At 63.6% G+C, this 15,149-nt stretch carries 12 protein-coding genes; 6 read left to right on the top strand and 6 right to left on the bottom strand.

Features of this window, described 5'->3' with window-relative positions:
* Positions 1–2: 2 nt before the first annotated feature.
* Both LOY37_RS18455 and mfd read right to left on the bottom strand, forming a co-directional pair.
* Positions 3–563, bottom strand: a complete 561-nt coding sequence (locus LOY37_RS18455) for a peptidoglycan binding protein CsiV (RefSeq protein WP_258715476.1) — start codon at positions 561–563, stop codon at positions 3–5.
* Positions 564–573: 10 nt separating this feature from the next.
* The gene (gene mfd / locus LOY37_RS18450; RefSeq protein ID WP_045194889.1) at positions 574–4,023 is read right to left on the bottom strand and encodes a transcription-repair coupling factor; all 3,450 of its coding nucleotides are present in this window, start codon (positions 4,021–4,023) and stop codon (positions 574–576) included.
* 169 nt (positions 4,024–4,192) lie between these two features.
* On the opposite strand from mfd, the gene LOY37_RS18445 reads away from it, so the two are divergent.
* The 3 genes from LOY37_RS18445 (at position 4,193) to sthA (ending at position 8,294) form a co-directional block, all read left to right on the top strand.
* Positions 4,193–5,656, top strand: coding sequence for a glyceraldehyde-3-phosphate dehydrogenase (locus tag LOY37_RS18445; RefSeq protein WP_045194887.1), 1,464 nt, complete (start codon positions 4,193–4,195; stop codon positions 5,654–5,656).
* Between the two features lie 73 nt (positions 5,657–5,729).
* Entirely contained in the window at positions 5,730–6,728 is a 999-nt protein-coding gene (locus tag LOY37_RS18440; protein ID WP_045194886.1) for an FAD:protein FMN transferase, read from the top strand.
* Between the two features lie 171 nt (positions 6,729–6,899).
* Positions 6,900–8,294: a Si-specific NAD(P)(+) transhydrogenase gene (gene sthA, locus LOY37_RS18435; RefSeq protein ID WP_038994353.1), complete on the top strand. Its 1,395-nt coding sequence runs from the start codon at positions 6,900–6,902 to the stop codon at positions 8,292–8,294.
* A 42-nt stretch (positions 8,295–8,336) separates the two neighbouring features.
* Here the strand turns inward: sthA and LOY37_RS18430 are convergent, their stop codons facing one another.
* Together LOY37_RS18430 and LOY37_RS18425 are read right to left on the bottom strand one after the other, a co-directional pair.
* Positions 8,337–9,059, bottom strand: a complete 723-nt coding sequence (locus LOY37_RS18430) for a glycerophosphodiester phosphodiesterase (RefSeq protein WP_045194882.1) — start codon at positions 9,057–9,059, stop codon at positions 8,337–8,339.
* Positions 9,060–9,087: 28 nt separating this feature from the next.
* The gene (locus tag LOY37_RS18425) at positions 9,088–9,675 is read right to left on the bottom strand and encodes a PilZ domain-containing protein (RefSeq protein WP_045194879.1); all 588 of its coding nucleotides are present in this window, start codon (positions 9,673–9,675) and stop codon (positions 9,088–9,090) included.
* A 94-nt stretch (positions 9,676–9,769) separates the two neighbouring features.
* Here LOY37_RS18425 and LOY37_RS18420 point away from each other — a divergent pair, with 94 nt between their 5' ends.
* From LOY37_RS18420 to LOY37_RS18410, 3 genes are all read left to right on the top strand, one after another.
* A complete protein-coding gene (locus tag LOY37_RS18420; protein ID WP_045194878.1) occupies positions 9,770–11,020 on the top strand; it encodes a lipoprotein-releasing ABC transporter permease subunit in 1,251 nt (416 codons plus the stop codon).
* A 7-nt stretch (positions 11,021–11,027) separates the two neighbouring features.
* Entirely contained in the window at positions 11,028–11,711 is a 684-nt protein-coding gene (lolD, locus tag LOY37_RS18415; RefSeq protein ID WP_176794235.1) for a lipoprotein-releasing ABC transporter ATP-binding protein LolD, read from the top strand.
* 72 nt (positions 11,712–11,783) lie between these two features.
* Positions 11,784–13,028 carry a lipoprotein-releasing ABC transporter permease subunit gene (locus LOY37_RS18410; RefSeq protein ID WP_093387417.1) on the top strand — a complete coding sequence of 415 codons (1,245 nt, stop codon included), beginning with the start codon at positions 11,784–11,786 and terminating at the stop codon, positions 13,026–13,028.
* A 66-nt stretch (positions 13,029–13,094) separates the two neighbouring features.
* Here LOY37_RS18410 and LOY37_RS18405 read toward each other — a convergent pair whose 3' ends face one another.
* A complete protein-coding gene (locus tag LOY37_RS18405) occupies positions 13,095–14,444 on the bottom strand; it encodes a heavy metal sensor histidine kinase (protein WP_258717211.1) in 1,350 nt (449 codons plus the stop codon).
* Positions 14,441–15,121, bottom strand: a complete 681-nt coding sequence (locus LOY37_RS18400; protein WP_045194874.1) for a heavy metal response regulator transcription factor — start codon at positions 15,119–15,121, stop codon at positions 14,441–14,443. The genes LOY37_RS18405 and LOY37_RS18400 overlap by 4 nt, the downstream gene beginning before the upstream one ends.
* Between the last annotated feature and the right edge of the window lie 28 nt (positions 15,122–15,149).

The raw sequence follows: 15,149 nt of genomic DNA, 5'->3' as shown, positions 1-15,149 counted from the left end.
GGTTACTGCTCCATCATCTCCGCAGGCGCAGCGGGGGCGCTGACTGGGCGGTGGGTAGTAACTTTCAGCAGCACGGCCAGGTGTCCGCCATCGAGGAAGGTCAACTCGCCATTTTTAATGTTGCTGTTGCTCTGCTTGAATGCTTCGCTCTGCAGCACGCTGCCGTTGCTGTCGAACTGGTTGACCCAGAAGTTGGCTTCTGCGGCGATGAAGCGCTCTTCCTTGATGCTCAGGTTGCCGGCGATGGGGAACTGGCCGAAGTGTTCTTCGCCGTCGCTTATCGCCACTGTGCCTGCGTCCTGTTTCCAGGCCTTGTGCAGCAGCACGGTGTACTGCGGGTCGGCGGCAAGCTTGGCCGCTTCGTCATTGAGCGCCGGTTGGCGCAGGTCACCTTCCTGGATGGCCTGGGCGCCGTTGCGCCAGTCTTCCGGAGCCGACTTGATGGTGATCGCCGGCACGGCGTTTTGCCGTACCAGGATCATTTCGACCTGAAAAGTGCCATCGGCAAAGGCTGCCGGGGCGATCAGCGCCAGCAGCAGGGTCAGGCTACGCATTACACGCATGGAACTTCCTTCACGCAGATTGTGGGGTCAGGCGCTCGAACAGCGCCTCAAGGTTGTTGAAGCGTTCTTCCGGACGCTCCATCGGCACCAGGAACTTGAACTGGGTGGCGCCTTCGAACTTGTAGCGTTTTGGCTGGCTCTGGATCAGCTTGATCAGCACCAGCGGATCGACCGGGGTTTCCGATTCGAACTCGATCTTGCCGCCATTGGGCCCGGCATCGACTTTCTTGATCCCGAGTTTTTCCGCCTGCAGCTTGAGCAGGGTCAGGCGCACCAGGTTCTTGGTCGGCTCCGGCAGCAGGCCGAAGCGGTCGATCATCTCCACTTGCAGGTCCTTGAGGCCGTCTTCATCCACCGCCGAGGCGATGCGCTTGTAGAGGATCAGCCGCGCATGGACATCCGGCAGGTAGTCCTCGGGAATCAGCGCCGGCAGGCGCAGGTTGATTTCCGGGCCGCCGCCCAGCGGCTGGTCGAGGTTCGGCTGGGCGCCCTTGCGGATGGCCTTGACCGCGCGCTCGAGCATTTCCATGTACAGGGTGAAGCCGACTGCCTGGATCTGCCCGCTCTGGCCTTCGCCGAGCAGCTCGCCGGCGCCGCGGATTTCCAGGTCGTTGGTAGCCAGGACGAAACCTGCGCCCAGGTCCTGGGTGTTGGCGATGGCTTCCAGGCGCTTCTCGGCGTCCGGAGTGATCTGCTGGCGCGGCGGGGTGAGCAGGTAGGCGTAGGCCTGGTGGTGGCTGCGCCCGACCCGGCCGCGCAACTGGTGCAACTGGGCCAGGCCGAACTTGTCGGCGCGCTCGATGATGATGGTGTTGGCGCTCGGCACGTCGATGCCGGTCTCGATGATGGTCGAGGCGATCAGCACGTTGAAGCGCTTGTGGTAGAAGTCGCTCATCACCTGTTCGAGTTCGCGTTCGCGCATCTGCCCGTGGCCGATGCCGATGCGGGCCTCCGGCACCAGTTCGGCGAGGTCGGCGGCGCATTTTTCGATGCTCTTCACATCGTTGTGCAGGTAGTACACCTGGCCACCGCGCAGCAGCTCACGCAGCAACGCCTCTTTGACCGTGCTCTTGTTCTGCTCCATGACAAAGGTGCGTACCGACAGCCGGCGTGCCGGCGGCGTGGCGATGATCGACAGGTCGCGCATGCCGGCCACGGCCATGTTCAGGGTGCGCGGGATTGGCGTGGCGGTCAGGGTGAGGATGTCCACCTCGCTGCGCAGGGCCTTGAGCTGTTCTTTCTGGCGCACACCGAAGCGGTGTTCTTCGTCGATGATCACCAGGCCCAGGTCTTTGATCTTGACGTCGTCCTGCAACAGCTTGTGGGTGCCAATGACGATGTCGATCTTGCCTTCGGCCAGGTCCGCCACCGCGGCAGCGACTTCCTTGGGCGACTTGAAGCGGCTCATCACTTCAACCGTTACCGGCCAGTCGGCAAAGCGGTCGCGAAAACTGTTGTAGTGCTGCTGGGCGAGCAGGGTGGTGGGCACCAGGATCGCCACCTGGCGACCGCCATGCACGGCAATGAAGGCTGCGCGCATGGCCACTTCGGTCTTGCCGAAGCCGACGTCGCCGCACACCAGGCGGTCCATCGGCTTGGCCGCGAGCATGTCCTCGCGCACCGCCTCGATAGCGCTCTGCTGGTCGGGGGTTTCCTCGAAGGGGAAGCCTGCGCTGAAGGTGGCGTAGTCCACCGACGGGTCGGCGAAGGCATAGCCTTTGCGCGCGGCGCGGCGGGCATAGATGTCGAGCAGTTCGGCGGCGACGTCGCGCACCTGTTCGGCAGCCTTGCGCTTGGCTTTCTGCCAGGCTTCGGAGCCGAGCCGGTGCAGCGGCGCCAGGGCGTCGTCGCTGCCGGTGTAGCGGGCGATCAGGTGCAGGTTGGCTACCGGCACATAGAGCTTGGCGCCCTCGGCGTATTCGAGGGTGAGGAACTCGGCGGCCTGGTTGTCGATTTCCAGGGTCGCCAGGCCCAGGTAGCGGCCCACGCCATGGTCGATATGCACTACCGGCGCGCCTTCGCGCAGCTCGGTGAGGTTCTTGATCACCGCATCGTTGTTGGCGTCGCTGCGCTTGTCGCGGCGCCGGCGCTGCATCACCCGCTGGCCGAACAGCGGGCTCTCGGCGACCAGGGCAATAGCCGGGTCGTCCAGCAGCAGGCCTTCGTCGAGCGGGGCGATGGTGATCGCCAGGCGCGCCTTGCCAGCGACGAAAGCGCTCCAGCTGTCGACGGTCTGCGGGCGCAGCTTCAGGCGTTCGAGCAGTTCCAGCAATACTTCGCGGCGCCCCGCCGATTCGGCGGTGAACAGCACGCGGCCAGGGAACGTCTCGAGAAACCCCGACAGCGCCGCCAATGGCTGGTTGGCCTTGGCTTCGATGGCAAGGTTGGGCAGGACCTGGGCCGGGAAGCGTTCGCGGCCGACCCCGCTGTCGAGGTCATCCTGGCTGACCACCACCCGCGGCCAGCTTTTGAGCCGGGCAAAGCAGTCTTCCACCGGCATGAACAGCTCGGCCGGCGGCAGCAGCGGCCGCGCCGGGTCGATGCGACGCTCCTCATAACGGTTGCGTACATCGCTCCAGAAGTGTTCGGCGGCCTGCTCGACACCGGGCAGGGAGAACACCTGGGTGTCCTGGGGCAGGTAGTCGAACAGGGTCGAGGTGTCGTCGAAGAACAGCGGCAGGTAGTACTCGATACCGGCCGGGGTGATGCCGCTGGAAAGGTCCTGGAAGATCGGGCAGCGGCGAAAATCAACGTCGAAGCGCTCGCGAAAGCGCGCCTTGAAACGCGTCACCGCATCTTTTTGCAGCGGGAACTCGCGGGCCGGCAGCAGTCGCACCGACTCGACCTTGTCGATCGAGCGCTGGGTTTCCGGGTCGAAGGTGCGCAAGGTCTCGATTTCGTCATCGAACAGGTCGATGCGGTACGGCAGCTTGCTGCCCATCGGGAACAGGTCGATCAAGGCGCCGCGCACGGCAAATTCGCCGTGCTCGTAGACCGTGTCGACACAGCGGTAGCCGCTGGCTTCAAGACGCGTGCGCATCTGCTCGACATCGAGCTTCTGGCCGATGTCCAGCACCAGGCTGCTGCCGAGCAGGAAGCGCGTCGGCGCCAGGCGGTGCAGGGCGGTGGTGATCGGCACCACGAGAATGCCGTGATCGAGCTCCGGCAGCCGGTACAGGCTGGAGATGCGCTGGGAGATGATGTCCTGGTGCGGCGAGAACAGGTCGTAGGGCAGGGTTTCCCAGTCGGGGAACGGCAGCACCGGCAGCTCGGGCGCAAAAAAGCGCAGCTCCTGCTCGAGGCGGTCAGCGCTCTGGCTGTCGGCGGTCAGCAGCAGGGTGAAGCGTTTGGCGGCGCTGGCCGCTTCGGCAATGGCCAGGCTCAGGGCGGCGCCCGGCAGGTTGCCCCAGGTTTGTTTGCCGGCAGTGGCCGGCAGGTGCGGTAGACGCAGAACAGGCACGGGAGGTCGAGCTCCAAGCGTTGCGACAAAGACGCCAATTGTACCGGGCGCAGGCCCGCGCTGTCAGGTTTGTGCAGGCTAAAAGCATGTAGTGCGATGCTGGCGACAGGCGCTCATTGCCCGATGGGCTGCGGGGCGTCATAATGTAGCCCCTTTTTTCTGTCCCTACATGTGGAAGGTTCCCGTGACTCAGAAGCCCGACCAGTGTCTTGGTGAGTGGATTGATCGTGAAGCGCTTGCAGAAGCGATGATCCCGCTTATCGGTCAGCTCTACCGCAATAACAATGTGGTGAGCTCGATCTATGGCCGTAGCCTGATCAACCGCTCGGTGATCTCGATCCTCAAAGCACACCGCTTTGCCCGTCATCGCCAGACCGACGAAACCGAACTGTCTGTACACGAGACATTCCCGCTGCTCAAAGCCATGAGCGAGCTGAAACTGGGCGCCGCCTCGGTCGACCTGGGCAAGCTGGCCAACAAGTTCAAGCAAGAAGGCAACGGCCGTACTGCCGAGCAGTTCGTGCGTGAAGAAATGGCTGACGTGGTTGGCCAGCAAAACGCTTCGGCACGCAAAGGCACCGACGTCGTGCTGTACGGCTTCGGTCGTATCGGCCGCCTGCTGGCGCGCATCCTGATCGAAAAAACCGGTGGTGGCGACGGCCTGCGTCTGCGCGCCATCGTCGTGCGCAAAGGCGCCGAGAACGATCTGGTCAAGCGTGCCAGCCTGCTGCGTCGTGACTCGGTGCACGGCCCGTTCGATGGCACCATCACCATCGACGAAGCCAACAACACCATCACCGCCAACGGCAACCTGATCCAGGTTATCTACGCCAAGAACCCGAGCGAAGTCGACTATACCCAGTACGGCATCGAGAATGCCCTGATCGTCGACAACACCGGTGTATGGCGCGACGCCGACGGCCTGGGCCAGCACCTGGCCTGCCCGGGCGCTGCCCGCGTGATCCTCACCGCACCTGGCAAGGGCGCGCTGAAGAACATCGTGCACGGCATCAACCATGGCGAAATCAGCGCTGATGACAAGATCATCTCCGCGGCTTCCTGCACCACCAACGCCATCGTTCCTGTGCTCAAAGCGGTCAACGACAAGTTCGGTATCGTCAACGGCCACGTTGAAACCGTTCACTCGTTCACCAACGACCAGAACCTGATCGACAACTTCCACAAGGGCAGCCGTCGTGGCCGCGCCGCGCCGCTGAACATGGTTATCACCGAGACCGGTGCTGCCACTGCAGCCGCCAAGGCACTGCCAGTGCTCAAGGGCAAGCTGACCGGCAATGCGATCCGCGTACCAACGCCGAACGTGTCGATGGCCATCCTCAACCTGAACCTGGAAAAAGCCACCAATCGCGAAGAGATCAACGAGTACCTGCGCCAGATGGCCATGCACTCGGACCTGCACAAGCAGATCGACTACGTGAGCTCCCAGGAAGTGGTCTCCACCGACTTCGTCGGTTCGCGCCACGCCGGTGTGGTCGATGCCGAAGCCACCATCTGCAACGATAACCGTGTTGTCCTGTACGTCTGGTACGACAACGAATTCGGTTACAGCTGCCAGGTAGTGCGCGTGATGGAAGACATGGCTGGCGTCAATCCGCCTGCTTTCCCACGCTAAGCTTGGCTTGATCGTGAAAGACGGGAACCTCAGGGTTCCCGTTTTTTTTGCCTGAATTTTCCCTGGAGGCTGGATGCGCAAGGCAGTGTTGATCGGTGCGATGCTGGGCCTGGCCGGGTGCGGGCAGGGCAACACCCTGGAGCGCATCAGTGGCCCGACCATGGGCAGCAGCTACACCGTGCAGTATGTGCGTACGCCCCAGGGGCCGGCACCGGAGCTGGTCAAGCGCGAGGTCGAGCGGATTCTGGAGGGTGTCGACAGGCGTTTTTCCACCTACCGTAGTGATTCTTTGACCGAAGCTTTCAACAGGCTGCCGGCCAATAGCTGTCAGTCGATGCCGGCCGATGTACTGCAATTGGTGCGGGTCGGCGAGCAACTGGCGCAGCAAAGTGACGGCGCTTTTGACCTGACCGTGGAGCCCTTGCTCGACCTGTGGGGCTTTGGCCCGCAGTCGCGGATGGAAAAAGTACCGGATGCCCAGGCCCTGGCTGCCACTCGCCAGCGGGTCGGGCATGGGCATTTGCGCATAGTTGGCGAGCAGCTGTGCAAGGATGCGCCGGTGGAAGTGGACTTCAACAGCATCGCCGCCGGGCATGCGGTAGACCTGCTGGTGGAGCGGCTAAAAGCCCTGGGGGTCGCGAATTTGCTGGTCGAGGCGACAGGTGAACTCAAGGCGATCGGGCGCAAGGCCGACGGCAGCCCGTGGAAAGTGGCGCTGGAACTGCCCCGCGCTGACCGCCAGATAGCCCAGCAAGTGCTGGACGTGGACGGGTTTGGTGTATCGACCTCCGGTGACTATCGCAATTATTTCGAGGAGAATGGCCAGCGCTATTCACACACCTTCGATGCGCGCCAGGGAAAACCCGTGAAACACGAGCTGGCCTCGGTGACGGTGTTTGACCGCTCGACGCTGATGGCTGATGGTTATTCGACCTTGCTGCTGATTCTCGGGCCTGAGCGCGGCTGGGAGTTTGCCCTTCGGCACGGGATTGGCGCAGTGTTCGTGACCCGGGTTGCCGATGGTTTCGTCTCCCGCAGCACGCCGGCGTTTGCCCAGGTGCTGGTGAACTGACAATGAATACATGTAGTGCAGAGAAAAATAGCCTACGACGCGACCAAGGGTTAATGTGCGCGGCGTTCAAGCTTGATTAGACTGCACCCGAATTTTTGCATGGCGCCGCTGGCGACATGAGGTAGCCCCGCCCGCCGATGTGGCGCGTGGGCCTGTTCTGAAGGAGTACGCATGGCTGTCTACAACTACGACGTAGTGGTGCTGGGTTCCGGCCCCGCAGGAGAAGGGGCGGCAATGAATGCTGCCAAAGCAGGACGCAAGGTGGCGATGGTCGATAGCCGTCGCCAGGTCGGCGGCAACTGCACCCACCTGGGTACCATTCCGTCCAAGGCCCTGCGTCACTCGGTGCGCCAGATCATGCAGTTCAACACCAACCCGATGTTCCGGGCCATTGGTGAGCCGCGCTGGTTCTCGTTCCCCGACGTGCTGAAAAGCGCCGAGAAGGTGATCTCCAAGCAGGTGGCCTCGCGCACCGGCTACTACGCCCGCAACCGCGTCGACGTGTTCTTCGGCACCGGCAGCTTCGCCGACGAGCAGACCATCGAAGTGGTCTGCGCCAACGGCGTGGTCGAGAAGCTGGTGGCCAAGCACATCATCATCGCCACCGGTTCGCGCCCGTATCGCCCGGCCGATATCGATTTCCACCACCCGCGAATCTACGATAGCGACACCATCCTCAGCCTCGGCCACACCCCGCGCAAACTGATCGTCTACGGCGCCGGCGTGATCGGCTGCGAGTACGCCTCGATCTTCAGCGGCCTGGGTGTGCTGGTAGAGCTGGTAGACAACCGCGGCCAGTTGCTGAGCTTCCTCGACTCGGAAATCTCCCAGGCGTTGAGCTACCACTTCAGCAACAACAACATCACCGTGCGCCACAACGAAGAGTACGAGCGTGTCGAAGGCCTGGACAACGGGGTGATCCTGCACCTGAAATCCGGCAAGAAGATCAAGGCCGATGCCTTGCTCTGGTGCAACGGCCGTACCGGCAACACCGACAAGCTGGGCCTGGAAAACATCGGCATCAAGGTCAATAGCCGTGGCCAGATCGAAGTCGACGAAAACTACCGCACCCACGTGGCGAACATTTACGGTGCCGGTGACGTGATCGGCTGGCCGAGCCTGGCCAGTGCCGCCCACGACCAGGGCCGCTCGGCTGCCGGCAGTATCGTCGACAATGGCAGCTGGCGCTTCGTCAACGATGTGCCGACCGGCATCTACACCATTCCGGAGATCAGCTCGATCGGCAAGAACGAGCAGGAGCTGACCCAGGCCAAGGTGCCTTACGAAGTCGGCAAGGCCTTCTTCAAGAGCATGGCCCGGGCGCAGATTGCCGGTGAGCCACAAGGCATGCTGAAGATCCTGTTCCACCGCGAAACCCTGGAAATCCTCGGCGTGCACTGCTTCGGCTACCAGGCCTCGGAGATCGTCCACATCGGCCAGGCGATCATGGACCAGCCGGGTGAGCGCAATACCCTGAAGTACTTCGTCAACACCACCTTCAACTACCCGACCATGGCCGAAGCCTATCGGGTAGCGGCTTACGACGGCCTCAACCGGCTTTTTTGAGCGGCTCCGGCCGGTGGCCTGAGCCGGCCGGGGAGACCGATTTCAGCGATTCTCGAGGGTGGCGCTGGCCAAACCGGGAAAGTCTGTAATCAGGCTGTCTACGCCGAAGTCGGCGAGCCTGCGCATCAGCGCCGGCTCGTTGACTGTCCACACCGACACGTGCAAACCCTGGCGCTGGGCCTTGATCAGGCGCTCGGGGGTGCACAGTGTCCAGTTCAACGCCAGCAAGTTGCAGCCATAGTTCTGGGCGACCTTCAGCGGGTCGAGCCAGGCGTACTCGGCCACCAGCCCCCTGGAAATATCCGGAGTCAGCTCCAGCGCTGCGCCCAGCACTTCCCGTGAGCTTGAGGTGATGGTGATCTTGTCGAGCAGGCCGAACTGCTGGGCCATTTCGCGGATCGCCAGCACAGTGGTGGCGGCGCGGGTGCGCGAGGCGCTCTTGACCTCAAGCTGCCAGTGCTCGAAATCGCACTTTTCAAACAGCTCCTCAAGTCGCGGGATCGGGCAGGGCGAGACCCAGCCCGGGCCGCCCTTGCGCGCATCGTAGGTGGCAAGGTCGGCGGCGCTGTGTTCAACCACCTTGCCGCGCCGGCCGGTGGTGCGCTTGAGGCTGGGGTCGTGAATCACCATCAGCTGGTTGTCAGCCGACAGGTGCAGGTCGAGCTCGCAGCGGCGCACGCCATGCTTGAGGCACTGCTGGAAGCTGGTGAGGGTGTTTTCGGGGGCTTCGCCCTTGGCGCCGCGGTGGCCGTAAATCGTGGTCACGTCTGTTCCTTCAACAAATAAGTGAAACTCAGGAGGCGCTTGGGTCGTTCTGCTCCAGGGCCTGGCGTCGTTGTTGCGCTTGGCGTTGCAGGATGTAGCGGGCCAGCAGCTGGCGCTGGGCGTCGGTGGTGTCGACGAACTCGGTGCCGATCTCGTACTGGCCGTCGGCCTGGCGGTCGCAATGGGTGACCTTGGCGCGCAGCAGCAAGCCCAGGGCCTGGGGCATCAACACCATCTTCACGGCCACGCGCTCGCCGGCTGCCAGCGGCTCGGCGCGGTTGAACTCGATGCCGCCCTCGGACAGCACTACCGCCTGCGGCGCGCTCAATTGCCCGAGCAGGGTCTGCGCAACCACGGCACTGAGCAGATCGATGCGTTTGTTCTGGGCCTTGAGAAAGGCCGCCAGGGTGCGGTCCTTGTCACTGAGCTGGCGCAGCAGGTGCTGGGACTCGAACTCGCTCAGGTGCAGTTCACTGAGCAGGTTGAACAGCGGTGAAGTATCTTGCAACAAGTCTGTGCCAAGCGCTTCGGCGGCGCTCAACGGGCTAATTTCCAGTGCGATCCGATCCTCGATACGGTAGTATTCGCGGCGATCTTCTTCATCTAATGTCGACATGGCGAACCCATGGTAGCGGCGGTGGTCTGAGTGTAAAGCTGCTAATCAAGCCCCGCCACAAGGACGTTCCTCTTTCATCCGAACAAGCCCCGACATGTTCAGACCTCTCTTCGTATTCATCGGCACGCGTTATACCCGTGCCAAGCGTCGCAACCACTTCGTCTCGTTCATTTCCCTGACCTCGATGATCGGCCTCGCCCTGGGCGTTGTCGTGATGATCGTGGTGTTGTCGGTCATGAATGGCTTCGATCACGAGATGCGCACCCGGGTGTTGGGCATGGTGCCCCACGCCACACTGGAAACCGGCCAGCCGATCAACGACTGGCCCGCCCTTGCCAGTCAAGTAAAGCAGAACCCGCAGGTTCTGGCGGTGGCGCCCTTCACCCAGATGCAGGGCCTGCTGACCCATGACGGCAAGGTGCAGAAGGTGCTGCTCAACGGCATCGACCCGGCCCAGGAGCGAAAGGTCTCGATCATCGACGACTTTATCCGCGAGGGTAAGCTCGATGACCTGGCCCCTGGCGGCTTCGGCATCATGATCGGCGACAAGGCGGCGGCCAAGCTGGGCGTCGGCATCGGTGACAAACTGACCTTCGTCGCCCCCGAGGTCACCGTCACTCCGGCCGGCATGTTCCCACGCATGAAGCGCTTTACCGTGGTCGGCATCTTCCATGTCGGCGCCGGTGAAATCGACGGCTACCTGGGCCTGACCAACCTGTCGGACCTGTCGCGCCTGCACCGTTGGAAAGCCGACCAGGTGCAGGGCCTGCGCCTGAAGTTCGACGACCTGTTCCAGGCCCCCCGGGTTGCCTGGGACATCGCCCAGAAGCTGGGCGAGCAGGAGTTCTACGCCCGCGACTGGACCCGTAGCCACGGCAACCTGTACCAGGCGATCCGCATGGAAAAAGCCATGATCGGCCTGCTGTTGCTGCTGATTGTCGCGGTGGCCGCGTTCAACATCATTTCCACCCTGGTGATGGTGGTCAACGACAAGAAGGGCGACATCGCCATCTTGCGCACCCTGGGCTCGACGCCGGGGCAGATCATGGCCATCTTCATGGTCCAGGGCACGGTGATCGGCGTGGTCGGCACCCTGATCGGCGCGCTGGTGGGCATTTTCGCCGCGCTCAATGTCAGCGCCGCGATTGCCGGCATCGAGACCCTGATCGGGCACAAGTTCCTCAATGCCGACGTCTACTTCATCGACTACCTGCCATCGCAGATCATGGCCGAGGACGTGTGGATGGTCTGCGGCGCGGCATTGGTCCTGAGTTTCCTCGCCACCCTGTATCCGGCCTGGCGTGCGGCACGCACCCAGCCTGCGGAGGCGCTACGTTATGAGTGAGTTGGGCATGAGTGATAAAGCAGTGCTGAGTTGCCGCAACCTGGGCAAGTCCTACGAGGAAGGCCCGGAGAAGGTCCAGGTGTTGTCCGGCCTGCAGCTGGAGCTGCACCCGGGCGAGCGGGTGGCGATCGTCGGTAGCTCCGGTTCAGGCAAGAGTACTTTGCTCAACCTGCTCGGCGGCCTCGATACCCCGACCGAAGGCAGTGTCTGGCTGGCCGGCGAAGAGCTCTCGGCATTGGGCGAGCGCGCCCGTGGCCTGCTGCGCAACCGCGCCCTGGGCTTCGTCTACCAGTTCCACCACCTGCTGCCGGAGTTCACGGCGCTGGAGAACGTGTGCATGCCGCTGCTGATCGGTCGCACCGCCATCCCCGAAGCCCGCGAGCGCGCCGAAGCGCTGCTCAAGCGCGTCGGCCTGGGCCATCGCCTGAGCCACAAGCCGGCCGAGCTGTCCGGTGGCGAACGCCAGCGCGTGGCCATCGCCCGGGCGCTGGTCAACCGTCCGGGGCTGGTGATGCTCGACGAGCCTACCGGCAACCTCGACCATCACACCGCCCAGGGCATCCAGGACTTGATGCAGGAGCTCAGCAGCTCTTCGCAGACGGCCTTCCTGGTGGTGACCCACGATCTCAACCTGGCGCGCCAGATGGACCGCGTACTGCGCCTGGAAGACGGGCACCTGGTACCGATCTGATTGCCCGCGCAACGTGCCCGCCGCTGTCAGGCGGGCACCTGGTTCCTTTTCTTTACCCGGGTGCTTTCGTTCATGTTCAGACCCTTGTCTATTTTCATCGGCGCGCGCTACACCCGCGCCAAGCGCCGCAACCATTTCATCTCGTTCATTTCCATGACCTCGATGATCGGCCTGTCCCTGGGCGTGCTGGCGATGATCGTGGTGCTGTCGGTGATGAACGGCTTCCAGCGCGAAATGAGCTCGCGCATCCTCGGCATGGTGCCGCACGCCAGCGTGCTCGGTGCCCAGCCGCTGGACGACTGGCGGCCGGTGGCGGCGCAAGCCTTGAAAAACCCTGAAGTGATCGCCGCCGCGCCACTGACCGAGATGGAAGGCATGCTCTCTTACAAGGGCTCGATGCAGCCGATCCAGGTCAGCGGCATCGACCCGGCCGAGGAGGGCAAGGTCTCGATCGTTGCCCAGCATATTGTCCAGGGCAGCCTTGAAGACCTCAAGCCGGGTGAGTTCGGCGTGGTCATCGGTGAAATCACCGCGCGCCGCTTTCGCCTCAATGTCGGCGACAAACTGACCCTGATCGTGCCCGAAGTCAGCAGCGCGCCGGGTGGCATCACCCCGCGCATGCAGCGCCTGAACGTGGTCGGGGTATTCAAGGTTGGCGCCGAGCTCGACGGCTCGCTGGGCCTGATGCACATGGCCGACGCCGCGCAGATGCAGCGCTGGGCGCCGAACCAGGTGCAGGGCGTGCGCCTCAAGGTCAAGGACCTGTACGCGGCGCCGCAGGTGTCCAAGGCGATTACCACAAGCCTTGGCGAGCAATACCGCGCCGATGACTGGACCCACACCCAGGGCAGCCTGTTCAGTGCCATGAAGATGGAAAAGACCATGATCGGCCTGTTGCTGCTGCTGATCATCGCCGTGGCGGCGTTCAACATCATTGCCACGCTGATCATGGTGGTCAACGACAAGGGCGCCGACATCGCCATCCTGCGCACCATCGGCGCAACGCCGGCGCAGATCATGGGCACCTTCATGGTTCAGGGCAGCCTGATCGGTATCGTCGGTACCTTGATCGGCGGTGTGCTGGGGGTTATTGCCGCGCTCAACGTCAGCCAGATCGTCGGCTGGCTGGAGCGGGTCAGCGGCCAGCACATCTTCACCTCGGACGTGTACTTCATCAGTACCTTGCCGTCGGAACTGCAATGGGGCGACGTGGCGCTGATCTGTAGTGCCGGCCTGATCATGAGCTTCCTGGCCACCCTGTACCCGGCCTGGCGGGCTTCGCAGGTAGAGCCGGCGTACGCCTTGCGTTACGAGTGATGGCTGATCGCGGGGCAAGCCCGCTCCTGCACCGGCTGTAGGAGCGGGCATGCCCCGCGATGGTATTCACACCGTCGGCAAGTCGATCACGAACCGCGTCCAGCCCCCAGCCGACTCCCCGCGAATACGCCCGCCGTGCGCCTGTACGATCGAGCGGGTAATCGCCAGCCCCAACCCCGCATGCTCACTGCTGCCTTCGCGCCGCGCCGGGTCTGCCCGGTAGAAGCGGTCGAACAGTTTCGGCAGCAACGCCGGGTCAATCGGCTCACCGCGGTTGGCCACCTGCAGCCTTACTCCGTCTTGGTGTCGCTCGATGGTCACACGTATCTCGCCGCCGGCCGGGGTAAAGCGCAGGGCATTGTCGAGCAAATTGGACAGCGCCCGGCGCAGCATATGCCGGTCGCCGGCAAGCGGCGCCTGGCCCTCACGGCTCAGGCTTACCTCGGCATCTTCAGCCAGCGGTGCGTAGTATTCGAGCAAGGCATCGGCCTCGTCCTCCAGCGCCAGTTGCTGGCGGCTGGGCATCAGCAAACCGTGGTCAGCCTTGGCCAGGTAGAGCATGTCGTTGACCAGTTGCGCCATCCATTGCAGCTCTTCGAGGTTGCTGTGCAGCGCCTCGCGGTATTCATCCAGGCTGCGCGGCCGGGTCAGGGTTACCTGGGTGTGGGTTAGCAGGTTGGACAGCGGCGTGCGCAGCTCGTGGGCAATGTCGGCAGAGAACGCCGAGAGGCGCTGAAAGGCATCGTCCAGGCGTTCGAGCATGGCGTTGACGGTCTGCGCCAGTTCTGCCAGCTCCACCGGCATTTGCCCTTCGGGCAGCCGCGTGGTCAGCGAGCGTGCCGATACCCCGGAGGCCACTTCGCCCATCTGCCGCAGTGGCCGCAGCCCGCTGCGCGCGGCCCAGGCGCCGAGCAGCGCGGTCGCCAGCGCCGAAAGGCCGACGGTCAGCCAGATCAGCTGCTGCATGCGCTGGAGGAAATGCTGATGGTGGGTGATGTCGAGAAACAGCGTCAGCTGCGCGTCGCCACCGTTGAGGTTGACACACAGGCTGCGAAAGTCGACGCCGCTGCTGTGCAGGGTGCTCAGGCCGAGCACTTGCGGCGACTCGGGCAGGCCGGCCTGGCTGTCGAACCAGATGCGCCCGTCCCGGCCGCGAATGCGCACGGCAAGGTCGGCCTGGTGGCTGAGTTCGGTTTGCAGGGCAGGCAGGCGCGGGGCGAGGCTGGCCGGGTCGTCCACGCCTTCGAGCATCTGGCGCAGCAGTGACAGGCGGCTGTTGAGCAGTTGCTGGTCGAGCTCGATGAAGTGGGTGGCGCTGGCGCGGCTAAAAAGGATACCGGCAGTCAGCGACACCACTGCCGTGCAGGCGGCAAACAGCAGTGCCAGGCGACTACCGAGGGACAGGCGGCGCATCAGGCGCTGCGCTCTTCAAGCACATAACCCATGCCGCGCACGGTATGGATCAGCTTGTTGTCGTGGGCATCGTCGATCTTCAGGCGCAGGCGGCGGATCGCCACTTCAATGACGTTGGTGTCGCTGTCAAAGTTCATGTCCCACACCTGCGAGGCGATCAGCGACTTGGGCAGCACTTCGCCCTGGCGGCGCAGCAGCAGTTCGAGCAGGGCGAACTCCTTGGCGGTCAAGTCGATGCGCTGGCCTGTGCGTTCGACCCGGCGGCGGATCAGGTCAAGGCGCAGGTCGGCCAGGCCCAGGCTGGTTTCCTGTGCCGGGCTGCTGCCGCGGCGCAGCAGGCTGCGCACCCGTGCCAGCAGTTCAGAGAAGGCGAACGGCTTGACCAGGTAATCGTCGGCGCCCAGTTCCAGGCCGTGCACGCGGTCTTCGACGGCGTCGCGGGCGGTGAGGAACAGCACCGGGATTTCCAGGCCGGCGGCGCGCACCGCCTGAAGGATCTGCCAGCCATCGCGGCCCGGCAGCATGACGTCGAGGATCAGCAAGTCATAGTCGCCGGTCAGGGCCAGGTGCTGGCCGGTATTGCCGTCGCTGGCAAGCTCGGTGGCAAAGCCCGCTTCACTGAGGCCCTGGCACAAGTACTGGCCGGTCTTGGTCTGGTCTTCGACGATCAACAGTTTCATCGGCTGGCTCTTTTACGTGGATTGCCGC

Origin of the sequence: Pseudomonas sp. B21-012, from assembly GCF_024749305.1 — a bacterium.
GTDB lineage: Bacteria > Pseudomonadota > Gammaproteobacteria > Pseudomonadales > Pseudomonadaceae > Aquipseudomonas.
The sequence above is the reverse complement of the archived record's forward strand: the minus strand, read 5'-3'. Positions and strand labels throughout refer to the sequence as shown.

Excerpts from the sequence above, each read along its gene's own strand:
- LOY37_RS18420 (WP_045194878.1), top strand. The coding sequence starts at position 9,770 with ATGTTCAGACCTCTCTTCGTATTCATCGGCACGCGTTATACCCGTGCC.
- LOY37_RS18400 (WP_045194874.1), bottom strand. The coding sequence starts at position 15,121 with ATGAAACTGTTGATCGTCGAAGACCAGACCAAGACCGGCCAGTACTTG.
- LOY37_RS18445 (WP_045194887.1), top strand. The coding sequence starts at position 4,193 with ATGTGGAAGGTTCCCGTGACTCAGAAGCCCGACCAGTGTCTTGGTGAG.
- LOY37_RS18455 (WP_258715476.1), bottom strand. The coding sequence starts at position 563 with ATGCGTGTAATGCGTAGCCTGACCCTGCTGCTGGCGCTGATCGCCCCG.
- LOY37_RS18410 (WP_093387417.1), top strand. The coding sequence starts at position 11,784 with ATGTTCAGACCCTTGTCTATTTTCATCGGCGCGCGCTACACCCGCGCC.
- sthA (WP_038994353.1), top strand. The coding sequence starts at position 6,900 with ATGGCTGTCTACAACTACGACGTAGTGGTGCTGGGTTCCGGCCCCGCA.
- lolD (WP_176794235.1), top strand. The coding sequence starts at position 11,028 with ATGAGTGATAAAGCAGTGCTGAGTTGCCGCAACCTGGGCAAGTCCTAC.
- LOY37_RS18440 (WP_045194886.1), top strand. The coding sequence starts at position 5,730 with ATGCGCAAGGCAGTGTTGATCGGTGCGATGCTGGGCCTGGCCGGGTGC.
- LOY37_RS18425 (WP_045194879.1), bottom strand. The coding sequence starts at position 9,675 with ATGTCGACATTAGATGAAGAAGATCGCCGCGAATACTACCGTATCGAG.